We start from the raw sequence: 18956 nt of genomic DNA on the forward strand, positions 1-18956 counted from the left end.
CCCTACTCAGAATCGCATCTCGACCCTGCCCTTGAGGGCGTGGTCTCTGGAGCGTTCGCCGATTGCGGCGGAGTAGGTCAGGCCGAGCGCGGTGGCCTGCGAAATGCGCCAGTCGAGGCCGGCCTCGGCTGTGAGGGCGTCGCGGTCGATCCGGGCGGCGAAGACCTGGGCCGGGGTGGTGCCGGCGACGAAGGCGGTGCGGGCCTGCGGGGTGAGTTCGCCAAAACCGTGGCGCCAGCCGAGCATGGCCCGGGCGAACAGCGGCATCGCCCCGAGCTGCGCCTCGGCCCGCAGGCCGAGCGTGGTGAAGCCGAGCGTCTGATCGGAGGAGAGGATGCGTAGTGCCGCCGCGCCGCCGCGCTCGGTGCCGGCATCCGTGCTGACTCGGATCAGCGCCAACTGGGCGAACGGCTCCAGCGCGACCCCACTGAAGGCGAAGGCATAGCCGAGCTCGGCGAAGCCTTGCGTCACCGAACCGGGACGCTGCAGCCGCAGCAGGTCGCCAAAGCCACGGACCGAGACCTGGCGGCGGATGTCGCTCTCGGACCATGTGTAGGCCGCGCCGGCATCGAGCCTGAGCTGGCCGAAGCGGGCGCTGGCATAGAGCGCGGCATGGCCACTCTCCAGCTTGCCGGTCGAGAGCCTTGCATCGAGATCGAAGCGCGACTGGCTGTAGCCACCGGCGACACCGACCTTCAGCGACGAACCCGGCGCGTCGTAGAGCATCAAATCGGCGCCGAGCAGGGCGCCGCCGCTGCGGCGGCTCAGGCTCGCGGCATTGCCGTCGCCATCGGTGTTGCCGGTACTGCCGAAGGCCGTACCCCAGAGCGCGTAGCGCGGCTGCGGCACCGGGGCGGGCATCACGACCGCGCCCTTGCGGCCGGGCAGATCGGCAGAGAAGGCGCCTGCAACCTGCTGGCCGGGTTGCGTCAGCAGCGGGCCGCGCAGATGGCCCAGAATGGTGTCGCGCACCAGCCGGCTCTCGTCGATCATGACGCTGACCGCCTGCGCGTGCGCCTCGCCCGAGAGCAGATCGAAGCCGGCGCGAGCCTCGGCCACTGTGGCCGAGATCAGCGCGTCATAGACCGGGTTGCCAACGCCCAGGCGCTCGGCCGCGATCGCGATGAAGCCCTGGTTGCGCGTCTGCGCGATGGAGCTGCGGCCGCTGCTGCTGCCACCGCCGGAGCCTCCGCCGCCATCGGGGCCGAACGAGGTGTCGTTGCGCGTCATCGTCAGCGTGACGTTCGTGCCGCCATAGCTCAGCGACGGCGTCAGGAAGGCGAGGTTCGAGGTGACGCTGGTGAAGCTGCCGCTGACCCCGCCGGACGCGGTCAGGATCGTATAGTTCGTCGAGGCCGCGTAATTGCCGTTCTCGGCCAGCACCTGCACCGTGCCACCCGAAAGCGTCGCCGAACCGGAGGCCACGATCCTGTCGCTCTGCCCGGCCGCGTTGACCTCGACCTGGTAGGTCGAGCCACTCGCGAAGGCGACATTGCCCGAGACATTCAACGTCCCGATCGAATTGCCCGGCGCGACCGTCGCGCCGCTCGCCACGCTGACCGTCCCGACCGTGCCCGAGCCGCCGAGCACGCCGCCACTCAAGCTCACCGAGCCGGTGATCGAGCCGTTGACGACGAGCTTGCCGCCCGAGACCGTCGTGCCACCGGTATAGGTGTTCGTGCCCGACAGCGTCAGCGTGCCGGTGCCGGTCTTGTCGAGCGCGCCATTGCCGCTGATCGTGCCGGAGAAGGTGGTCGAGGCGTTGCTGCTGCCCGCCTTCAGCGTCACGCCGGAGCCGAGCTGGACGGCGCCCGCGCCGGCGAGCGAGCCGACCGTGGCGACGAGGCCCGGCACATCGCTGACTTCGAGCGTCGCACCGGCCGAAACGGTGAAGTTCGAGTTCGCCGAGAAGGCCGTCGACGAGCTGCCGACCAGCGTCCCTGCCTCGACCAGCGTGGCGCCGGAATAGCTGCTGTTGTTCTGCAGGGCAAGCGTGCCGCCGCCGCTCTTGGTCAGTCCGCCCGCGCCGGTGATGGTGCCGGTCCAAAGCACGGCGCGTCCGGCATCGACCTCGATGCCGCCGCCACTGCCCGACAACGTCACTGTGCGCGCCGAGGTGATGCTGTTCGTCACCAGCAGCGTGCCGCCGTTCAGCGTCAGCCCGCCCGAGGCATCGCCGAGATTGGCATCCGACGACACCGAGAGCTTGCCGCCCGAGATCGTCGTGCCGCCGCTATAGCTGTTCGCTCCCAGGAGAACCAGCGTCCCCGCGCCGCTCTTCGACAATACGCCGGAACCGGACAGGGACTGTGCCACCGTGAAGCTGTTGCCGGCCTCGACGATCTCGAAGCCGCCGCCATTGCTGCCGAGCACGATGTTGCGCGAAAGGCTGGTCAGCGTCGTTCCAGTCACCTGCAACACGCCGCCATCGAGCGTCAGCACACCTGCGACATTGCCGAGATGGGCCTCCGCGGAGATGCTGAGCTTGCCTTCGACGATGGTCGTTCCGCCGGTATAGGTGTTCGTCCCGGTCAGCGTCAGCGTGCCCACCCCCGTCTTGATCACGCTGCCATTGCCGTTGATCTCGTTGTCGAGGGTGGCGTCGGTCGGCTGGGCGAAGGTCAGCGTGCCCGCGTCCATCAGGATGCCGCCGATCAGCCCGGAGGTGGCATTGCCGAAGGTCAGCGTGTTGTTGCCGCCGGTGAAGCGGACCGCCCAGGTGCGCGTGACGCCGTCGCCGGACATCCCGCCCGCGATCGTACCATTGTTGGTGATCGAGAGATTGGCACCGACGATACCGATGCCGCCCGCGCCATAGGCGCCAGGGCCACCGCTGGCGGCCGGATTGTGGACGCCCCTCCCGCCGCCATTGCCGCCCTGGACCGTGCCATTGACCGTCAGGGTCGTCGTCTGGCTGCCATTGGTGAAGATCAAGCCGGTGCCACCAGAGCCGCCGCTGCCGCCAAAATCCCAGTAGGTGTTGCCGCCGGCACCGCCATTGCCGCCTGTGATCGTGCCGGAGACGACCCCCGTGGTTCCGGCCCCCGTGACCACGGCGCCCCAGCCGCCGCCGCCGCCGCCACCGCCGCCGCTGGCGGTGCTGCCATCAGCGCCGTTGCCGCCATTGCTGCCGGTGCTGTCGCCGGTAGGCAGACCGGCGTCGACCGAGCCGTGCATACCGCCCGTGCCGCCACGACCAAACGTCGGATCGTGACTCCAGGTCAGACCTCCGGCGCCGCCGGCAGTCGCGCCGGCTCCGCCGCCGCCGCCGCCGGCATATTGTTGGAAGCCATTGCTACCTGCCCCGCCCGCGCCGGTCGCGCTGTCGGTCCCGGCAATCCCGCCGGTATTGGAGTTACCCTCGGGATTGCCGCCGCGCCCGCCATCGGCCACTGCCGGGCCGGCAAGAAGCGGTAGCGCCAGGGCGAGCAGGGATACCGACGACACCGCGACGGCAGACATGCGGCCACGCGACGACGCGCGGGCCGGGACGGCCTCCGGGCGTTCCGGATCGATCAGCGGCATTCAAAACCCCACCCCAACCGGGGAGGTTGCCCGACTGCGCGCGCGAGGCAATGAACAGCCGTTCACAATTCGTAAATTCGGGGTTGTGTTGCTGATTTGCCGCGTCGATGCGAGGCGCCAGGCCCGGGAACGACCCCTGCCCTGAACGCCCCGCGATTGCGCCGGCCCGCCTACCGCACCTCGACGACGATCTTGCCGAACTGCTGGTTCGCCTCGAGATAGCGATGCGCCGCGACGATCTCGTCGAAGGCGAAGACCTTGTCGATGACGGGCTTCAGCGCGCCGCGCCGTAAGCCGTCGAGGATGAAGGCTTTGGCACGCTCCAGCGCCTGCGGATCGCGGACCACCTCCTTGTACTGGTAGCCGGCGAGGTGCAGGTTCTTCGCCAGCAGCGGGAACAGCGGCAGCGGCGTCGGCTCCGGCGAAAGCGCGCCATAGGCGATGACAATGCCGTTCTGGGCCGTGGCGCCGAAGACCTGTTCCAGCGCCGGCCCGGCGACCGGATCGAAGGCGACGCGGGCGCCCTGCCCGCTCGTGTGTCGGGCCACAGCAGCGGCAAGATCCTCTTCCTGCGTGACCACGACATGCGCGGCGCCGGCCTCCAGCAGCGCGTGCGCCTTGTCGCGCGTCCGCGTCGCCGCGATCGGAATCGCGCCGAGCGCTCGCGCCGTCTGGATCGATGCGATGCCGACGCTGCTCGATGCCGCGGTGATCAGCACATGCTCGCCCGCCTTCAAACCGGCAAGCCCGACCAGCGCGCCATAGGCGGTGACATGCGCCATCCACAGCGCCGCGGCCTCGACGAAGGAGAGCTCGGCCGGATGCTTGACCGCGACCGCGGCCGGCACCGTCGCGACCTCGCCATAGCTGCCCCAGCGCGTGATCGAGAGCGGCGGCACGATGCTGATCGCATCGCCCTCGGCGAAGCCCTCGACGCCCTCGCCGAGCGCGGTGACGATCCCCGCCGCCTCATAGCCGAGCCGGGCCGGAAATACCGGCTCCTCGACATAGGGGCCGGAGCGGAACATCGACTCGGCCCGGTTGAGGCCGATCGCCCTGACGGCGATCTGCAACTCGCCCGGCCCCGGCAGGGCGGTCTCGATCTCCTCGATCCGCAGAACCTCGGGCCCGCCCTTCTCATGAAAACGAACGATACGCGGCATGGGATTTTTCCTCATCGATGACTGATGAGGGCGATATGGATTGCTCGCATCCTGGCGATAAGTCGGCGTATCATCGCCATACTTGAAACATTAAGTGTGCAATGATGGACCGCCTCACCAGCATGCAGGTCTTCGTCAAGGTGGTGGAGGCAGGCACGCTCACCGCCGCCGGCATCAGCCTCGGCCTGTCCTCGCAAATGGTCGGCAAGCACCTGCGCTTTCTCGAAGAACGCACCGGCGCACGCCTGCTGCACCGGACGACCCGTCGCCAGAGCCTGACAGAGATCGGCTCGGCCTATTACGAGCGCTGCAAGCTCGTTCTCGCCGAGGCGGACGCCGCCGACGCGATCGCGCAGAACCTGCGCGCCACGCCGCGCGGCAAGCTGCGGATCAACGCCCCGCTCAGCTTCGGCGCCCACAGCCTGACTCCGGCCCTGATCCGCTACATGCAGCGCTATCCCGAGGTCAGCGTCGACCTCTCGCTCACCGACCGCGTCGTCGATCTCGCCGAGGAGGGCTATGACGCGGTGATCCGCATCTCGCCCCTGAAGGATTCCGGCCTGATCGCCCGCGCGCTGAGACCCTACCAGCTGATAGCCTGCGCCTCCCCGGCCTATCTCGCCGCACGCGGCACGCCGCAGGTCCCGGCTGATCTCGCGGATCACGAATGCCTGGGCTTCGCTTATTGGGCTGCCCCGCCTCTGTTCGACTGGGAGTTCATCGGCCCGTCCGGCATCGAGCGCGTCACCGTGCGCAGCCAGTTCCTGACCAATAACGGCCAGGCGCTGCGCCAGGCGGCGCTCTCAGGCTTCGGCATTACCCTGCAGGCCGAGGATTTGCTGCGCGAGGACATCGCCAACGGTCGCCTGGTCCGGATCCTGCCGGGCTATGAGGGGCCGACACGTCCGATGCACATCGTCTTCATGCCGGATCGCAGCCCGACCCCGAAGCTGCGCAGCTTCGTCGACTTCATCGTCGCCGAGTTTGGTTAGGGCCGGCTAGCGGAGTCGCCCTGCGCGATGGGGGCGTCCGAGAACCTGTCGAGGACGAAGGCGATCGCCGCCGTTGCCGCTATCGCGAAGACCAATCGCCCCAGCAGGATGGTGGCTATGTCGGCGCCAAGAGCGACCATGATCAGCGTGTCCTCGATCAGGCTGTGGGCAAAGCCCATGAAGACACTGGCGAGGACAATCTGGCGTGGTTCGATCGGCTGCCGCCGCACCTCCGCCAGCATCAGCCCGCTGCCATAGGAGATGCCGAGCAAGAGGCCGACGGTGGTGAAGGGCAACGCCTCCTGGCGCAGGCCGACCAGGCGGAAGAGCGGGGCCAGCCCCTTGTAGAGCACATCGAGGATGCCCGCGGCCCTGAGCAGTTGCATCGCCCAGGACAGGACGAGCAGAACCGCGAGCATCACCAGCAGCGTCTTGGCGGTGCCATAGGCGAAGCCGAGCCAGCCGCCCTCGCCCGCCGCAGGCTGCCAGACCGGCGCGATCGGTTGCGACAGCCAGCCGGTTGCGGAAAAGAGCAGGTGCAGCAGCGCGGCGAAGGCCATCGCGCCGGCAATGCGGATGATCGAGGTCGCCCAGAAATTCGGCCCGGCCTTGGCGACGATGCGCTGCTCGACCGGAATGGCATGCGCCATCAGGAGCAGGCTCGAGAACACCGTCATGTCGGCGGTGCTGAGCGCCAGCGTCGGGATCAGCGTGAACAGCACGACGACGCCGCCCCACATCCCGACCAGCAAGCCCGTCAGCCAGGCCAGCGCCAGCTCGGGCGGCAGGCCGAATAGCTTCATGGCCGGCGCCAGCCAGGGAGATGCGGCCTTGATGACGCCGAGTTCCGCCAGCGCCTGCGTCGCCACCGCGATCGGCACCATGATCACCACGAGCTCGCGGTAAACGGCCAGCGTTTCCCGTGTCTTGCGGTAGAACTGACTCTGGAGCGGCATCGGTAGCGGTCCTCGATTGACGCCGGGAAGCTAGCGCCAATGGCTGCGCGGCGGTGGTCAAAATCGTCGCCTTCGTGCAATTTTATTGCATGGTGAGCGCTGGGAAGGTCGCGATGGATCGAATCGATAGAAAGCTGCTGAACCTGCTCCAGGCCGACGCCTCGCGGACCAATGCGCAACTGGCCGACGAGGTCGGGTTGGCGCCGTCGAGCTGCCTGCGGCGGATCAGGCGGCTCGAAGCCGCCGGCCTGATCCTGCGGACCGTTGCGATCCTCGATCCTGCCAAGAGCGGCAAGGGCCTCAAGGTGATCATCGCCATCGAGCTCGCCCGACATGATGAGCCGAACCGGCGGCGCTTCCTCGAATTGGCGGCGCGCCAGCCGGCAGTCGTCCAGGCCTATGGCGTCACCGGCCAGACCGATGTGATCCTGATGCTGCGCGTCGCCGGCATGGACGAAGTGACGGCACTGTGCGAGCTGCTCTTCGGCGAAGGCAGCAATGTGACCCGCTACTACACCATGGTCGTGAACAAGACCGCCAAGGAGACGACGGCGCTCCCGCTGTGAGAAGACGCCGAGCGGTCGGTTATGGGGCCGTCACCCGCCGAGCAGTTTCTTCATCGATGGCGCGGGATGGAAGGCGTAGCGCTCGCGCTCATAGAACGGGATCGCCTCGCGCCTGGCGTCGAGGAACACTGCGGTAAGGCCTCGCGCCTGCGCATCCTCTTCGGCGAAGGCGAGCAGCGCCCGGCCGATACCGCCGCTGCGGACTCGTTCGTCCACCACGAGATCGTCGACATGCAGATGCGCCCCGCGCGCCAGCGTGTGGACCGGGCGCATGCCGAGCACGCCGACCAGCGCGCCGTCACGGAAGGCACCGACCAGCTCGTAGCCGGAGAAGGATTGCCGCCGCACGCGGTGCAGGAATTCCGCCTCGTCGAGCGCGGTCCGCAATTGCACGACGATCGGAAAGGCCTCGCGCCACTCCGCCGGAACGAGCCGTCTCACCGAAACCATCGTCTTCGCTCACCTTGCAATCGCACAGCCGAGGTAGATGAGGTCGCCGCGCATCTCGAAAGGCAAGTGTCCTGTCGAGGGGCCGGCATTGCGCAGGCCTTCTGCCCGGAGCCTGCTGGGATCGCATGGTCGGCTCCCGAGGCCACTGAGAGCCAAGGATAGCCGCCAGTGCAGGTATACCCGCTAGTGAATGTCCCCGTCGCTTTCAGTGCTGCATGTTGGCCCGATCCGGGCACCGAGCCCGCTTAGGAGCCGGCCACGTGCAAGCCATTACTTACGCATGCAGTGTCGTGCTCTTGTTCTCAGGCTTCGTTCTCGTGTCGAGAGCCGGCCTTTCGACCGCCCTGACCCTTCCGGACATAGCGGCGCTGCGCTTCGGCATCGGCGGGCTGCTATTGCTGCCGATCGTGCTGAAGCACGGGTTCAGCGGCTCGCGGCCGGCGCAAGCCCTGGCGTTGTCGACCTTGGGCGGGCTCGGCTTCGCCTTGTTCGCCTATGCGGGCTTTGCGCTCGCGCCTGCAGCGCACGGTGCCGTCCTGTTGCACGGCACATTGTCGCTGACCACCGCCATGCTGCTATGGGCCGTCACGAACAGGCTGCCGCAAGGCCGACAGACCACCGGGCTGGTGGTCATCGGCCTCGGCATCGTCGCGATGGCCTGGGATGGCTTCGGGCATGCGTCCTGGCGGCTGCTTCTGGGAGATGCATGCCTGCTGGCGGCCTCGCTGTGCTGGTCGGGCTACGGGCTCTACGTAAAGGAACTCGATCTCCCGGCGACGCGTGCCGCGGCGATCGTCGCGGTCGTGTCGGCGCTTGCCTTCCTGCCGGTCTACGCCGCCCTCCCGGGCAAGATGCTGTTTCGTGCCTCGCTGCAGGATCTCCTGGTGCAAGGCCTGTTTCAGGGTGTCCTGATCGGTGCAGTCTCGATCTTCGTCTACACGCGGGCTGTTTCCCTGCTGGGCGCCGCCAGGGTTGCGCTCTTCACGGCCGCCGTCCCAGGCCTGACCGCGATTGCGGGCTACGTCTTCCTAGATGAGGCGCCAAGCCTATCCGCCGCCCTCGGCGTGATGCTGGTCACATCGGGCCTTCTGGTTTCCCTGCGCCGCGCGCCTTGAAGAACGAGGCCGCCCCGCAGCTGCCCGCAATGGCGCACTCGATATCCTGCATACAAAATTCCGCATACACTCTTGTCGCTGACACAAGAGCGCTCTACTCCTTGCATGCAAGAAGCAATGACAAGCATGGGAGGAATGGAATGAAGGCTTTCCGCACGCTCGCTTTGGCTCTGGGCGCGCTCGCCATCGGCGCGGCGCCTGCCTTCGCCTTTCCGGACCGGCCAGTGCAATTGATCGTGCCCTGGGCGGCCGGTGGCGGCATGGATGCCGTGATGCGCATCTTCGCCAACGGGCTGGAGGCCGAGCTGAAGCAGCCGGTCAACGTCATCAACCGCACCGGCGGCGGCGGCGTCACCGGCCACACCGCGATCGCGACCGGCGCGGCCGACGGCTACACCATCGGCGGCGTCAGCCCCGAGCTCTCCTTTTTCAAGACGCTCGGCCTCGGTGATCTGACGGTCGACAGCGTCGACATGTTCTCGCGCGTCTCGCTCATTCCCGCCGGCGTCACGGTCAAGGCCGACGCGCCCTACAAGACCGTCGCCGACTTCCTCAAGGCGGTGAAGGAGAACCCGAAGGGCACCTTCACCTCCTCCGGCACCGGCACGGGCGGCTCCTGGCACGTCGCTTCGGGCGGGCTGATGAAGGCGGCCGGCCTGCCGGCCGACCAGATCCGCTGGGTACCGAGCAATGGCGGCGCACCGGCCCTGCAGGATCTCGCGGCCGGCGGCATCACCGCCTTCACCGGCTCGCCGATCGAAGCCAAGGCGATGCTCGACGGCGGCCGCGTGCGCACTATCCTGATGATGACGGAGGAGCGCCATCCGAACTTCCCCGACGTGCCCAGCGCCAAGGAAGCCGGCCTCGACTGGACCTATCAGAACTGGTTCGCCATCGCCGCCCCGAAGGGCGTGCCGGCCGACCGCCGCAAGATCCTCTATGAGGCGGCCGAGCGCACGATGAAGCGCGAGGATGTCCGCAAGGGCATGGCCGATCGCGGCATCACACCGGTCTGGGACACGCCGGCGCAACTGCAGGACTATGTGAAGACCTTCAGCGAGCGCGGCAGTGGCGTGCTCAAGGATCTCGGCCTGGCGAAGAACTGAGTTCTACCAGATGGGACCCGCTGCCAGGCAGCGGGCCCCTTTTCACAGGCTCCGTCCCCTACCGCAGCCTCGCCTGGAGCGGCAGGTCGCCGAACAGAGACGGCTCGGCGCTGGTGCGCGCTTTCTCGATCGTCAGGATCTTCAGCTTGGTCTCGACGCCGCCATCGGCCGAGAAGCCGCCGGTCTTGCCGCCGGCGGCGAGCACGCGATGGCAGGGCACGATGATCGGGATCGGGTTCTGGCCGAGCGCGACGCCGACGGCTCGCGCCGCGCCGGGCTCGCCGATCCGCGCCGCAACCTCGCCATAGGTCAAGGTCTCGCCGGGTGGGATCGAAAGCGCCACTGCATAGACGCGACGGTTGAACTCCGGCGTGGCCGAGAGATCGATCGGCAGATGCGCGAGGTCGCGCTGCTCTCCGGCGAGCAGCGCGACGACATCGTCGATCGCCTGCCGTACGAACGCAGGCGTCTCGGCCTCGACGCTGTCCGGAAAGCGCCGTCCCAGCCGACGCCGGGCGGCATCCTCGTCCCGCTCCGGCAATTGCGCTGCGAGGATGCGCTCGCCCCGCCAGACCAGGGCGCAGGTGCCGATCGCAGTGTTGAAGAGGCAGAAGCTTGTCATGCCTGCCACGCTAGCGCAGCGGCGCGCCGTAGGGCACCCGATTCCTGCCACCCGATGTCAGCGGTCGTCCGGACGGTGCATGGCCCCAGAGACGACACTGGTGGAAGCAAGAGCCCCAGCTCAGGCCCAAAGCCGCTCCTTTTCCAGGCCCTTGTAGAGATCGGCCACCTGCTCGGCATAGCCGTTGAACAGCAGCGTCGGCTTGCGGTCGCGCGTGCCCAGCACCTGCTCGCTCGCCTGACTCCAGCGCGGATGCGAGACCTCCGGGTTCACATTGGCCCAGAAGCCGTATTCGGAGGCCTGCAAGCCCTCCCAGAAGGTCTTCGGCCGCTCGGCGACGAAGCTGATCTTGCTGATCGATTTGACCGACTTGAAGCCGTATTTCCACGGCGTGATCAGGCGCAGCGGCGCACCGTGCTGGGTCGGGATCGGCTTGCCGTAGATGCCGGTGACCATCAGCGTCATGTCGTGCGTCGCCTCGGCCATGGTCAGCCCCTCGGTATAGGGCCAGGGGTACCAGCGCTGCGACTGCCCCGGTGCCATCTTCGGGTTCATGAAGGTCTGCATCTGAACGTATTTCGCGCCCGACAGCGGCTTGGCCAGCGCGACGAGCTCTTTCAGCGGGAAGCCCGTCCACGGCACCGCCATCGACCAGGCCTCGACGCAGCGGAAGCGATAAAGCCGCTCCTGCAGGGTGACCTTCCGGATCAGGTCGTCAAAGCCGATCTCGAACGGCTTCTCGACCAGCCCGTCGATCGTGATCGTCCAGGGCCGCGTGACCAGCCGCTTCGACGCAGCAGCCACCTCCTTCGACGTCCCGAACTCGTAGAAGTTGTTGTAGTTCGCCGCCAATTCCTCATCGGTCACCGGCCGGTCGAGCGCATAGGCCGCGTTGCGCTTGGCCGGATAGAGGTCGAGCGTCGGATCGGCCCCCTGGGCGTTGGCGATCTGCGGCAAGGCGGCACCGACGATCACGCCGGCGCTGCCGGCGAGCCATTGCCGGCGATCGAGGAAAATGGCTTCCGGGGTCGCCTGGCTTTCGGGCACCTCCCAGCCGGCGCGACGCTTGATCAACATGACGGACATACTCCGTTGCAACGGAGCAAGTTTAGTCGATCCGACGCCAACCCACCAAGTCACGAGGGGGAGAGCAGCTCTCCCCCTCGGTTAGAACCGCGGCTGAAAAGCGCCCTTTCAACCAGGCTGGTCGGCGTAGCGCTCGGCGTAGTCAGCCTCGAGCCCTTCGATCCGCGACCAGAAGCCGCGTGGCAGATTGCCGGCGAGCCTGTCCTCCAGGATGCCGAGATGGGCGTGCCAGCCGCCGGAGACGTCGATCATCTCGGCCTTGCTCGCGAGCTTGCGATGCGTCAGCACCAGCCTGACCTTGTCGCCCTCGGGGCTGAGCTCGAAGACCGCCTCCGAGCTGGCGCCGCCCTCACCCGGCCAGGTCATCGCCAGCGCCGTCATCGGCTCGTAGCGCGTCACGATGCCCTTGGACGGCCAGCCATTGTCGTTCATCTCGCGATAGCGCTCCGGCGGCGGCTCGCTGGTGATCTGCGAATGCTTGAACAGGAGGTCTGCCTTGCCGCCGACGCGCGGCTCGATCTCGCCGCCGGCCAGCCAGGCGCTGCGCTTCTCGGAATCGATGAGATAGGACCAGACCCGCTCTAGCGGGCCGGGCAGAAGCCGCTCGAAGCGGACCGCGCCGCTCTCCAGTACAACTCCATACTCGTTCATCACATCTCTCCTCAGTCGTCGTCGGGTTTTGAGAGTTCTCGTTCCAGGCGGTCGAGCCCGCCATTCCAGAAGCTGCGGACCTGCTTGACCCAGGCCTCGAAGGCATCAAGGCCTTCGGGATCGAGCCGGTAGATCCGGCGCTGGCCGCTGACTTCGACGCTCACCAGCCCGGCCTCCTTCAGCACCTTGAGATGCTGCGAGATCGCCGGCGCGCTCATGCCGAACTGCGCGGTGATCTCACCTGCCGCCATGGCGCGCCGGCCGAGCATCTCGACGATGCGGCGGCGGGTTGGGTCGGCAAGGGCGGTAAAACGATCCATGCCCTTCATTTAGTTGTTCACTTAATTAAGTCAATACGAAAATAATATGAGCAGGCAACATGCCCTGCCCGCGCCGCGCCCGCCCATTGCGTGGAGCCGGCTTGCCGCCCCTGTGCCAACAGGTCATGAAGAGCGCCCCGTCCGCCGCCTCCCACGAGACCATGCCCACCCGAAACGCCACCCTCGCCGGCATCCTGATGATGCTGCTCGGCATTCTCCTGTTCTCGGTCAACGACGTGATGGGGAAATGGCTGGTCGCGACCTATACGGTCGGCCAGGTCCTGCTGCTGCGCTCATCCGTCGCCCTGGTGGCGATCATCCCCTTCGTGCTGAAGCAGGGCCTCCGCCGCACGCTGCGGCCGGAGCGACCAGGTCTGCAGCTGCTACGCGTCACGCTCGGCTCCTGCGAGGTCGCGCTGTTCTACTGGGCGGTCTCCTATCTGCCGCTCGCCGACACGATGACCTTCTGGCTGGCCGCGCCGATCTGGGCGGTGGTGCTGGCGGCGCTGCTACTCGGCGAGCGCGTCGATAGCGGCCGCTGGCTGGCGGTCGCCGCTGGCTTCGTCGGCGTCGTGATCACGCTCAACCCGTCGGCGCAGAGCCTGTCCCTGCCGGCCGTCATCGCGCTCGTTGGCAGTTTCTCCTTCGCCGCGATGATGATCACCGGCCGGCAATTGCGCGGCACGCCCGACGTCACCCTGGTGTTCTGGCAGACGCTCGGCGCGCTGGTGATGGGCCTCCTGCTGCTGCCTTTCGGCTGGGTGACGCCGAGCCTTGCCGATCTCGGCCTGCTCGGCCTGCTCGGCATCGTCGCCATGGTCGCGCATATCTGCGTGACGCGCTCGCTCAAGCTGGCCGAGGCCTCGGTCGTCGTGCCCTATCAGTACACGCTGATCGTCTGGGCGCTGGTCTTCGGCTGGCTCGTCTTCGGCGACTGGCCGACCTCGGCCATGTTGATCGGCTCCGCCTTGATCATCGTTGCCGGCCTCGCTCTGCTGGTGCTTGAGCGGCGCGCGAGCAGCTCCGCCTCTGAAACCGTCAAGGAGCGTGTTACGATCGAGCAGAACTGATCCGGAGACGCGATGGCCGAGGCTGCGAAACCACCGGATTTCTGGAGTTGGCTCGGCGCCGCGATCTCCCTCGTTCTGGGCCTCTGGCTGCTCATCGCCGGCTGGCGCACCCTGCCTCTGGCGCGCGGCGACCTCCTGGTCGCCGACCATGTCGGCCCGATGAGCTACAGCACGCCGTTGATGCGCGTCAGCACGGGGCGCAGCGGCTCAGCGACCTACCGGACGCAGGATCTATGGCTCGTCGTGATCAGCGACGACCCGCGGATCAACTACCAGCAGCTCTACCGGCCGGCTCGCGGGCTCTGGGTCGACGGCATCGACCGGCTCGACCCTGGCCAGCAGGTCCGCTTTCTCGTCGATCCCGGCTATAAGCTCGTCTACGAGGCGACGTCTCGCGGCAAGACCTTCCTCGCCTATGACGACACCGCCGAGACGCTGACCAGCAGCGCGCGGCGCTCGTTCTTGTTCGGCTTCGCCCTGCTCGGCAGCGTCGCCTGGCATCTCTGGCCGCTGGCCCTGCGCTGGTGGCGCGAGCGGCAAGGCGCCGGCGAAGCTTCATCCTGATCCCGCTGGCCGCCGGGGTGCCTTGCGTCCGCGTCGGGGCTCCGGGGCTGGCGCCATGGCGCCGGGCAGGCGACAAATTGCAGGCCCGCCCGAAAACTGAGCGGGCGGGAGGACTTCATGGCGACGATCACCTATCTGACCACCGTCCAGTTCGGCTTCGGCGAGCTCAAGGCCATCGCGCCCGGCCTGACCGAGCTGAAGATCGCGCGCCCGCTGATCGTCGCCGATCGCGGCCTGGCGGCGACCGACCTGATCCAGCGCCTGCGCGCCGCCTCGCCGTTGCTCGGCAATGCCCCGCTCTTCGTCGACACCCCGACCAACCCGACCGAGGAAGCGGTCGAAGCCGCGCTCGCGCTCTATCGCGAGCATGACTGCGACGGCCTCGTCGCCATGGGCGGCGGCTCGCCGATCGACCTCGCCAAGGGTGTCGCCTTGCTCGCCGGCCATGACGGCCCGCTCGAGAACTACGCCGCGATCCTCGGCGGCATCCCGAAGGTGACGGCCAGGGTCGCGCCGGTGATCGCGGTGCCGACGACCGCCGGCACCGGCAGCGAGGTCGGCCGCGCCGCGCTGATCACGCTGAAGGACGGCCGCAAGCTCGGCTTCATCTCGCCGCACCTGATTCCGAAGCTCGCCATCTGCGACCCCGAACTGACGCTTGGCCTGCCGGCCATGCTGACCGCCGCGACCGGCATGGATGCGCTCACCCATTGCATCGAGACCTATTTGAGCCCGCGCGAGAATCCGCCCGCCGAGGCGATCGCCCTCGACGGCTTGAAGCGCGCCGCCCTCCATATCGAGCGCGCGACGAAGGACGGCTCAGACCGCGAAGCGCGCAAGGAGATGCTGATGGCGGCCCTGCAGGGCGGCCTCACCTTCCAGAAGGGGCTCGGCGCCGTCCATGCCCTCTCGCACCCGCTCGGCGGCCTGAAGCAGGTCTCGCTGCATCACGGCACGCTCAACGCCGTGCTGCTGCCGGCCGTGCTGCGCTTCAACGAGCAGGCCTCCGGCGCAAAATATGCGGAGATTCGCCGCGTCCTCGGCCTGGCCGCCGACGCCGACCTCGCTGCCTGGGTCGCCGGGCTGACGCAGCGCCTCGGCCTGCCGGGTTCGCTGTCGCAGATGGGCGTGCCGCGCGAGGTGCTGCCGACCATCGCCGAGGCTGCGACGCAGGACCATTCGAGCGCGACCAATCCGCAGCAGGCCACCGCGGCGGATTATCTCGCGATGCTGGAGGCGTCGTTCGGGTAAGCGGCGCTCCTGCCGTCATTCTCGGGCGAAGCGAAGCGCAGACCCGAGAATCTCTGGACGAGAAGGCGCTATTGGAGTCTCGTCCGGCCTGAGATGCTCGGGTCAAGCCCGAGCATGACGCCTCGGGATCACATCCGGAACACGCCGAAGCGCGTCTCCGGCACCTCGGCGTTGAGACAGGCGGAGAAGGCCAATGCCAGCACCCGGCGGGTTTCGGAAGGCAGGATGATGCCGTCGTCCCAGAGCCGGGCGGTGGCGTAATAGGGCGAGCCTTCGGATTCGATCTTGTCGCGGATCGGCGCCTTGAAGGCTTCGGCGTCCTCAGCCGTCCACGGCTTGCCCTCAGCTTCGAGATTGTCGCCGCGCACGGTCGCAAGCACGCTCGCCGCCTGCTCGGCGCCCATCACCGAGACCTTCGAATTCGGCCAGGCGAACAGGAAGCGCGGCGAGTAGGCGCGCCCACACATGCCGTAATTGCCGGCGCCGAACGAACCGCCGACCAGCACGGTGATCTTCGGCACCCGGGCCGAGGCGACCGCCGTCACCAGCTTGGCGCCGTCCTTGGCGATGCCGCGCGTCTCGGCCTCGCGCCCGACCATGAAGCCGGTGATGTTCTGCAGGAACAGCAGCGGGATGCGACGCTGGCAGCAGAGCTCGATGAAATGCGCGCCCTTGAGCGCACTCTCCGAGAACAGGATGCCATTGTTGGCGATGATGCCGACCGGGATGCCGTGGATGCGGGCGAAGCCCGTCACCAGGGTCGAGCCGTAGAGCGGCTTGAACTCGTCGAGCTGCGAGCCGTCGACCAGCCGGGCGATGATCTCGCGGGCGTCATATTGCTTCTTGAGATCGGTCGGCACGACGGCCTCGAGCTCGTCGGCGCCGTAGAGCGGCTCGACCGTCTCGGCGAGATCGATATCGGGCCGCTTGACGCTGTTGAAGTTGCTGGCGATGCGACGCGCGATCGCGAGCGCATGGGTGTCGTCGCCGGCATAATGGTCGGCGACGCCCGAAAGCCGGGCATGCACGTCGGCACCGCCGAGATCCTCGGCCGAGACGACTTCGCCGGTCGCAGCCTTCACCAGCGGCGGGCCGCCCAGAAAAATAGTGCCCTGATTCCTGACGATGACAGTCTCGTCCGACATCGCCGGGACATAGGCGCCGCCCGCGGTGCAGGAGCCCATCACCACCGCGACCTGCGGAATGCCGAGGCCGGACAGCGTCGCCTGATTGTAGAAGATCCGGCCGAAATGCTCGCGATCGGGAAAAACCTCCGTCTGGTGCGGCAGGTTCGCACCGCCCGAATCGACCAGATAGATGCAGGGCAGCTTGTTCTCGCGCGCGATCTCCTGGGCGCGCAGATGCTTCTTCACCGTCATCGGGTAATAGGTGCCGCCCTTGATGGTGGCGTCGTTGCAGACGACCATCACCTCGCGCCCGGCGACCCGGCCGATGCCGGCGATCATGCCGGCGCCATGCACGTCCTTGTCGTACATGTCATAGGCGGCGAGCGAGCCGATCTCGAGGAAGGCCGAGCCGGGATCGAGCAGGCGCAGCACGCGTTCCCTGGGCAGTAATTTTCCGCGCGAGGTATGGCGTTCGCGCGAGCGGGCATTGCCGCCGAGCGCAGCGGTGGCGCGCCGTTCCAGCAGCTGATCGCGCAGCGTGCTCCAGGCCGCGACATTGGTGCGCGCCTCGGCCGAGTTGAGATCGACCTTGCTCTCGATGACCGCCACGGCGCGCTCCCTTGCGATAGAGCCCGTTCCGGCTCCCGTCCTCGCTCGGTTATGGCCCGCCGCGCCCAAAAGGCAAACAGGCGACGGCGCGCAGATGCGCCGTGCGCAAAGCCGAACCGCACGCCGCGACTGAGCTTGACCGTGTCGGACACTTGTCCTAATCCTGATTAGGACAATCGCCCTAGAATCTCACCAGAGCGGCGTACCGGCATAGGGGTGTAGGTGTGCTGACCGAGAAGACGACCCGTGACCTCATCGTCGAGACGTCTGACCGGCTCTTCTACGAGAACGGCTTCGACCACACTTCCTTCGCCGACATCGCCGGCCCCGTCGGCATTTCGCGCGGCAATTTCTATTATCATTTCAAGAGCAAGGACGAGATTCTCGACGCGGTCATCGAATTGCGCCTGGCCAACACCGCCGCCATGCTCGCCGCCTGGGCAGAAGGCAATGACGATCCCGCCGCCCGCATCCGCAGCTTCATCGACATGCTGATCGCCAACCGGGCGAAGATCATGGCCTATGGCTGTCCGGTCGGCACGCTCTGCAACGAGCTGGCGAAGCTCGACCATCTCGCCTTGCCCCGGGCCGGCGACATCTTCACGCTGTTCCGGGACTGGCTCCGCCGTGAATTCACCCGCCTCGGTCACGCTCCGGAAGCAGCGGACGCGCTCGCCATGGAACTGCTGGCCCGCAGCCAAGGCGTCGCCACGCTCGCCAGCGCCTTTCGCGACGAAGCCTTCATCCGCCGGGAAGTCACGCAGATGCATGCCTGGCTGGCTGCGCAGCGCCTCGCTCCGTCGCCGACCTGACCCGATCGGTCCCCGCCACCCATTCCAGGAGAGACGACCGTGATGTTCATTGTCCTGCTCAGGTTTTCGCAGAATGTCGGCCGGGCGGCCGAACTGATGGACGGCCACAATGCCTGGTTGAAGCGCGGCTTCGCCGACGGCGTCTTCCTGCTGGCCGGCAGCCTGCAGCCGAAGCTCGGCGGCGCGATCATGGCGCATGCCACGACGCTGTCCGAGCTTCAGGCCCGCGTGAATGACGACCCTTTCGTCAGCGAACAGGTCGTTACGGCCGAAATCTTCTCGATCACGCCCGGCAAGGCCGACGAGCGCCTGGCCTTCCTGCTCGGCTGACCCCGCAGGAGTTCAACGATGAGCACGACGATTCCAGGCCCGGACGGCAGGCCGCGTTGCCGCTGGTGCGCGGCGGCGCCCGAATTCCTCGCCTATCACGACAGGGAATGGGGACATCCGGTCGGTGACGACCGTCGCCTCTTCGAGAAGCTGTCGCTGGAAGCCTTTCAGTCCGGGCTGAGCTGGCGGACCATTCTCGCCAAGCGCGAGAACTTTCGCCGGGCTTTTGCCGGCTTCGATTTCAACCGCATCGCGGGCTTTACCGGGCAGGACGTCGCCCGCCTCCTCACCGATGAAGGGATCGTACGCCATCGCGGCAAAATCGAAGCCGTGATCAACAATGCTCGGCAGGCCCAGGCGATCGTCGCCGAGTGCGGGTCTCTGGCGGCATTCATCTGGCGTTATGAACCGACCGCCGACGCGGTCGCAGCACCGCAGACCGCCTCGACCTCGGCCGCCTCGATCGCCCTGTCGAAGGAACTGAAAAAGCGCGGCTGGCGCTTCGTCGGCCCCACCACCGTCTATGCCTTCATGCAGGCGATGGGACTGATCAACGACCATATCGAAGGCTGCGTCATCCGGGCCGAGATCGAACGCTCCCGGATGGCCTTTCGAAAGCCGGCGTGATCGACAGCCGACCC

General features: G+C 67.4%; 19 protein-coding genes. 10 read left to right on the plus strand and 9 right to left on the minus strand.

What is annotated here, in order from left to right; all coding sequences use genetic code 11:
• Positions 1-6 precede the first annotated feature (6 nt).
• Together GV161_RS27855 and GV161_RS27860 are read right to left on the minus strand one after the other, a co-directional pair.
• Positions 7-3525, minus strand: a complete 3519-nt coding sequence (locus tag GV161_RS27855; RefSeq protein ID WP_152013746.1) for an autotransporter domain-containing protein — start codon at positions 3523-3525, stop codon at positions 7-9.
• A 170-nt stretch (positions 3526-3695) separates the two neighbouring features.
• On the minus strand, positions 3696-4688 hold the full coding sequence (locus GV161_RS27860) for a zinc-dependent alcohol dehydrogenase family protein (RefSeq protein WP_152013745.1): 993 nt from the start codon (positions 4686-4688) through the stop codon (positions 3696-3698).
• A 104-nt stretch (positions 4689-4792) separates the two neighbouring features.
• On the opposite strand from GV161_RS27860, the gene GV161_RS27865 reads away from it, so the two are divergent.
• A complete protein-coding gene (locus tag GV161_RS27865) occupies positions 4793-5680 on the plus strand; it encodes a LysR family transcriptional regulator (protein ID WP_152013744.1) in 888 nt (295 codons plus the stop codon).
• On the opposite strand, the gene GV161_RS27870 is transcribed toward GV161_RS27865, so the two are convergent.
• A complete protein-coding gene (locus GV161_RS27870; protein WP_152013743.1) occupies positions 5677-6636 on the minus strand; it encodes a nucleoside recognition domain-containing protein in 960 nt (319 codons plus the stop codon). The genes GV161_RS27865 and GV161_RS27870 overlap by 4 nt on opposite strands.
• 113 nt (positions 6637-6749) lie before the next feature.
• On the opposite strand from GV161_RS27870, the gene GV161_RS27875 reads away from it, so the two are divergent.
• The gene (locus GV161_RS27875; RefSeq protein WP_152013742.1) at positions 6750-7202 is read left to right on the plus strand and encodes an Lrp/AsnC family transcriptional regulator; all 453 of its coding nucleotides are present in this window, start codon (positions 6750-6752) and stop codon (positions 7200-7202) included.
• A gap of 30 nt (positions 7203-7232) precedes the next feature.
• Here the strand turns inward: GV161_RS27875 and GV161_RS27880 are convergent, their stop codons facing one another.
• Positions 7233-7643, minus strand: a complete 411-nt coding sequence (locus GV161_RS27880) for a GNAT family N-acetyltransferase (RefSeq protein ID WP_201303058.1) — start codon at positions 7641-7643, stop codon at positions 7233-7235.
• A 224-nt stretch (positions 7644-7867) separates the two neighbouring features.
• Between GV161_RS27880 and GV161_RS27885 the strand changes: the two genes are divergently transcribed.
• Complete coding sequence (locus GV161_RS27885; RefSeq protein ID WP_152013740.1) at positions 7868-8767, plus strand: DMT family transporter; 900 nt, start codon at positions 7868-7870, stop codon at positions 8765-8767.
• A 140-nt stretch (positions 8768-8907) separates the two neighbouring features.
• Positions 8908-9873: a tripartite tricarboxylate transporter substrate binding protein gene (locus GV161_RS27890; protein WP_152013739.1), complete on the plus strand. Its 966-nt coding sequence runs from the start codon at positions 8908-8910 to the stop codon at positions 9871-9873.
• 58 nt (positions 9874-9931) lie between these two features.
• Here GV161_RS27890 and GV161_RS27895 read toward each other — a convergent pair whose 3' ends face one another.
• The 4 genes from GV161_RS27895 to GV161_RS27910 form a co-directional block, all read right to left on the minus strand.
• A complete protein-coding gene (locus tag GV161_RS27895) occupies positions 9932-10495 on the minus strand; it encodes a methylated-DNA--[protein]-cysteine S-methyltransferase (protein WP_152013738.1) in 564 nt (187 codons plus the stop codon).
• 120 nt (positions 10496-10615) lie between these two features.
• Complete coding sequence (gene msrP / locus GV161_RS27900; RefSeq protein ID WP_152013737.1) at positions 10616-11572, minus strand: protein-methionine-sulfoxide reductase catalytic subunit MsrP; 957 nt, start codon at positions 11570-11572, stop codon at positions 10616-10618.
• Positions 11573-11689: 117 nt separating this feature from the next.
• Positions 11690-12232 carry an SRPBCC family protein gene (locus GV161_RS27905; protein ID WP_152013736.1) on the minus strand — a complete coding sequence of 181 codons (543 nt, stop codon included), beginning with the start codon at positions 12230-12232 and terminating at the stop codon, positions 11690-11692.
• Between the two features lie 11 nt (positions 12233-12243).
• A complete protein-coding gene (locus tag GV161_RS27910; RefSeq protein WP_152013735.1) occupies positions 12244-12552 on the minus strand; it encodes a metalloregulator ArsR/SmtB family transcription factor in 309 nt (102 codons plus the stop codon).
• Between the two features lie 161 nt (positions 12553-12713).
• Between GV161_RS27910 and GV161_RS27915 the strand changes: the two genes are divergently transcribed.
• The 3 genes from GV161_RS27915 (at position 12714) to GV161_RS27925 (ending at position 15437) form a co-directional block, all read left to right on the plus strand.
• Positions 12714-13622, plus strand: coding sequence for a DMT family transporter (locus GV161_RS27915; RefSeq protein ID WP_244623984.1), 909 nt, complete (start codon positions 12714-12716; stop codon positions 13620-13622).
• Between the two features lie 12 nt (positions 13623-13634).
• Complete coding sequence (locus GV161_RS27920) at positions 13635-14186, plus strand: hypothetical protein (RefSeq protein WP_152013733.1); 552 nt, start codon at positions 13635-13637, stop codon at positions 14184-14186.
• Between the two features lie 117 nt (positions 14187-14303).
• Positions 14304-15437 (plus strand): iron-containing alcohol dehydrogenase, encoded by a 1134-nt coding sequence (locus GV161_RS27925; protein WP_152013732.1) that lies wholly within the window; start codon positions 14304-14306, stop codon positions 15435-15437.
• A 128-nt stretch (positions 15438-15565) separates the two neighbouring features.
• On the opposite strand, the gene GV161_RS27930 is transcribed toward GV161_RS27925, so the two are convergent.
• A complete protein-coding gene (locus GV161_RS27930) occupies positions 15566-17164 on the minus strand; it encodes a carboxyl transferase domain-containing protein (protein WP_244623993.1) in 1599 nt (532 codons plus the stop codon).
• A 236-nt stretch (positions 17165-17400) separates the two neighbouring features.
• On the opposite strand from GV161_RS27930, the gene GV161_RS27935 reads away from it, so the two are divergent.
• The 3 genes from GV161_RS27935 to GV161_RS27945 are packed head-to-tail and all read left to right on the plus strand — an operon-like array spanning position 17401 to position 18942.
• On the plus strand, positions 17401-17985 hold the full coding sequence (locus GV161_RS27935; RefSeq protein WP_152013791.1) for a TetR/AcrR family transcriptional regulator: 585 nt from the start codon (positions 17401-17403) through the stop codon (positions 17983-17985).
• Positions 17986-18027: 42 nt separating this feature from the next.
• Positions 18028-18315, plus strand: a complete 288-nt coding sequence (locus GV161_RS27940) for a YciI family protein (RefSeq protein WP_152013790.1) — start codon at positions 18028-18030, stop codon at positions 18313-18315.
• A gap of 18 nt (positions 18316-18333) precedes the next feature.
• Positions 18334-18942 (plus strand): DNA-3-methyladenine glycosylase I, encoded by a 609-nt coding sequence (locus GV161_RS27945; protein WP_152013730.1) that lies wholly within the window; start codon positions 18334-18336, stop codon positions 18940-18942.
• The last annotated feature ends 14 nt before the right edge of the window (positions 18943-18956 follow it).

Origin of the sequence: Bosea sp. 29B, from assembly GCF_902506165.1 — a bacterium.
In the GTDB taxonomy this organism is placed as follows: Bacteria; Pseudomonadota; Alphaproteobacteria; order Rhizobiales; family Beijerinckiaceae; genus Allobosea.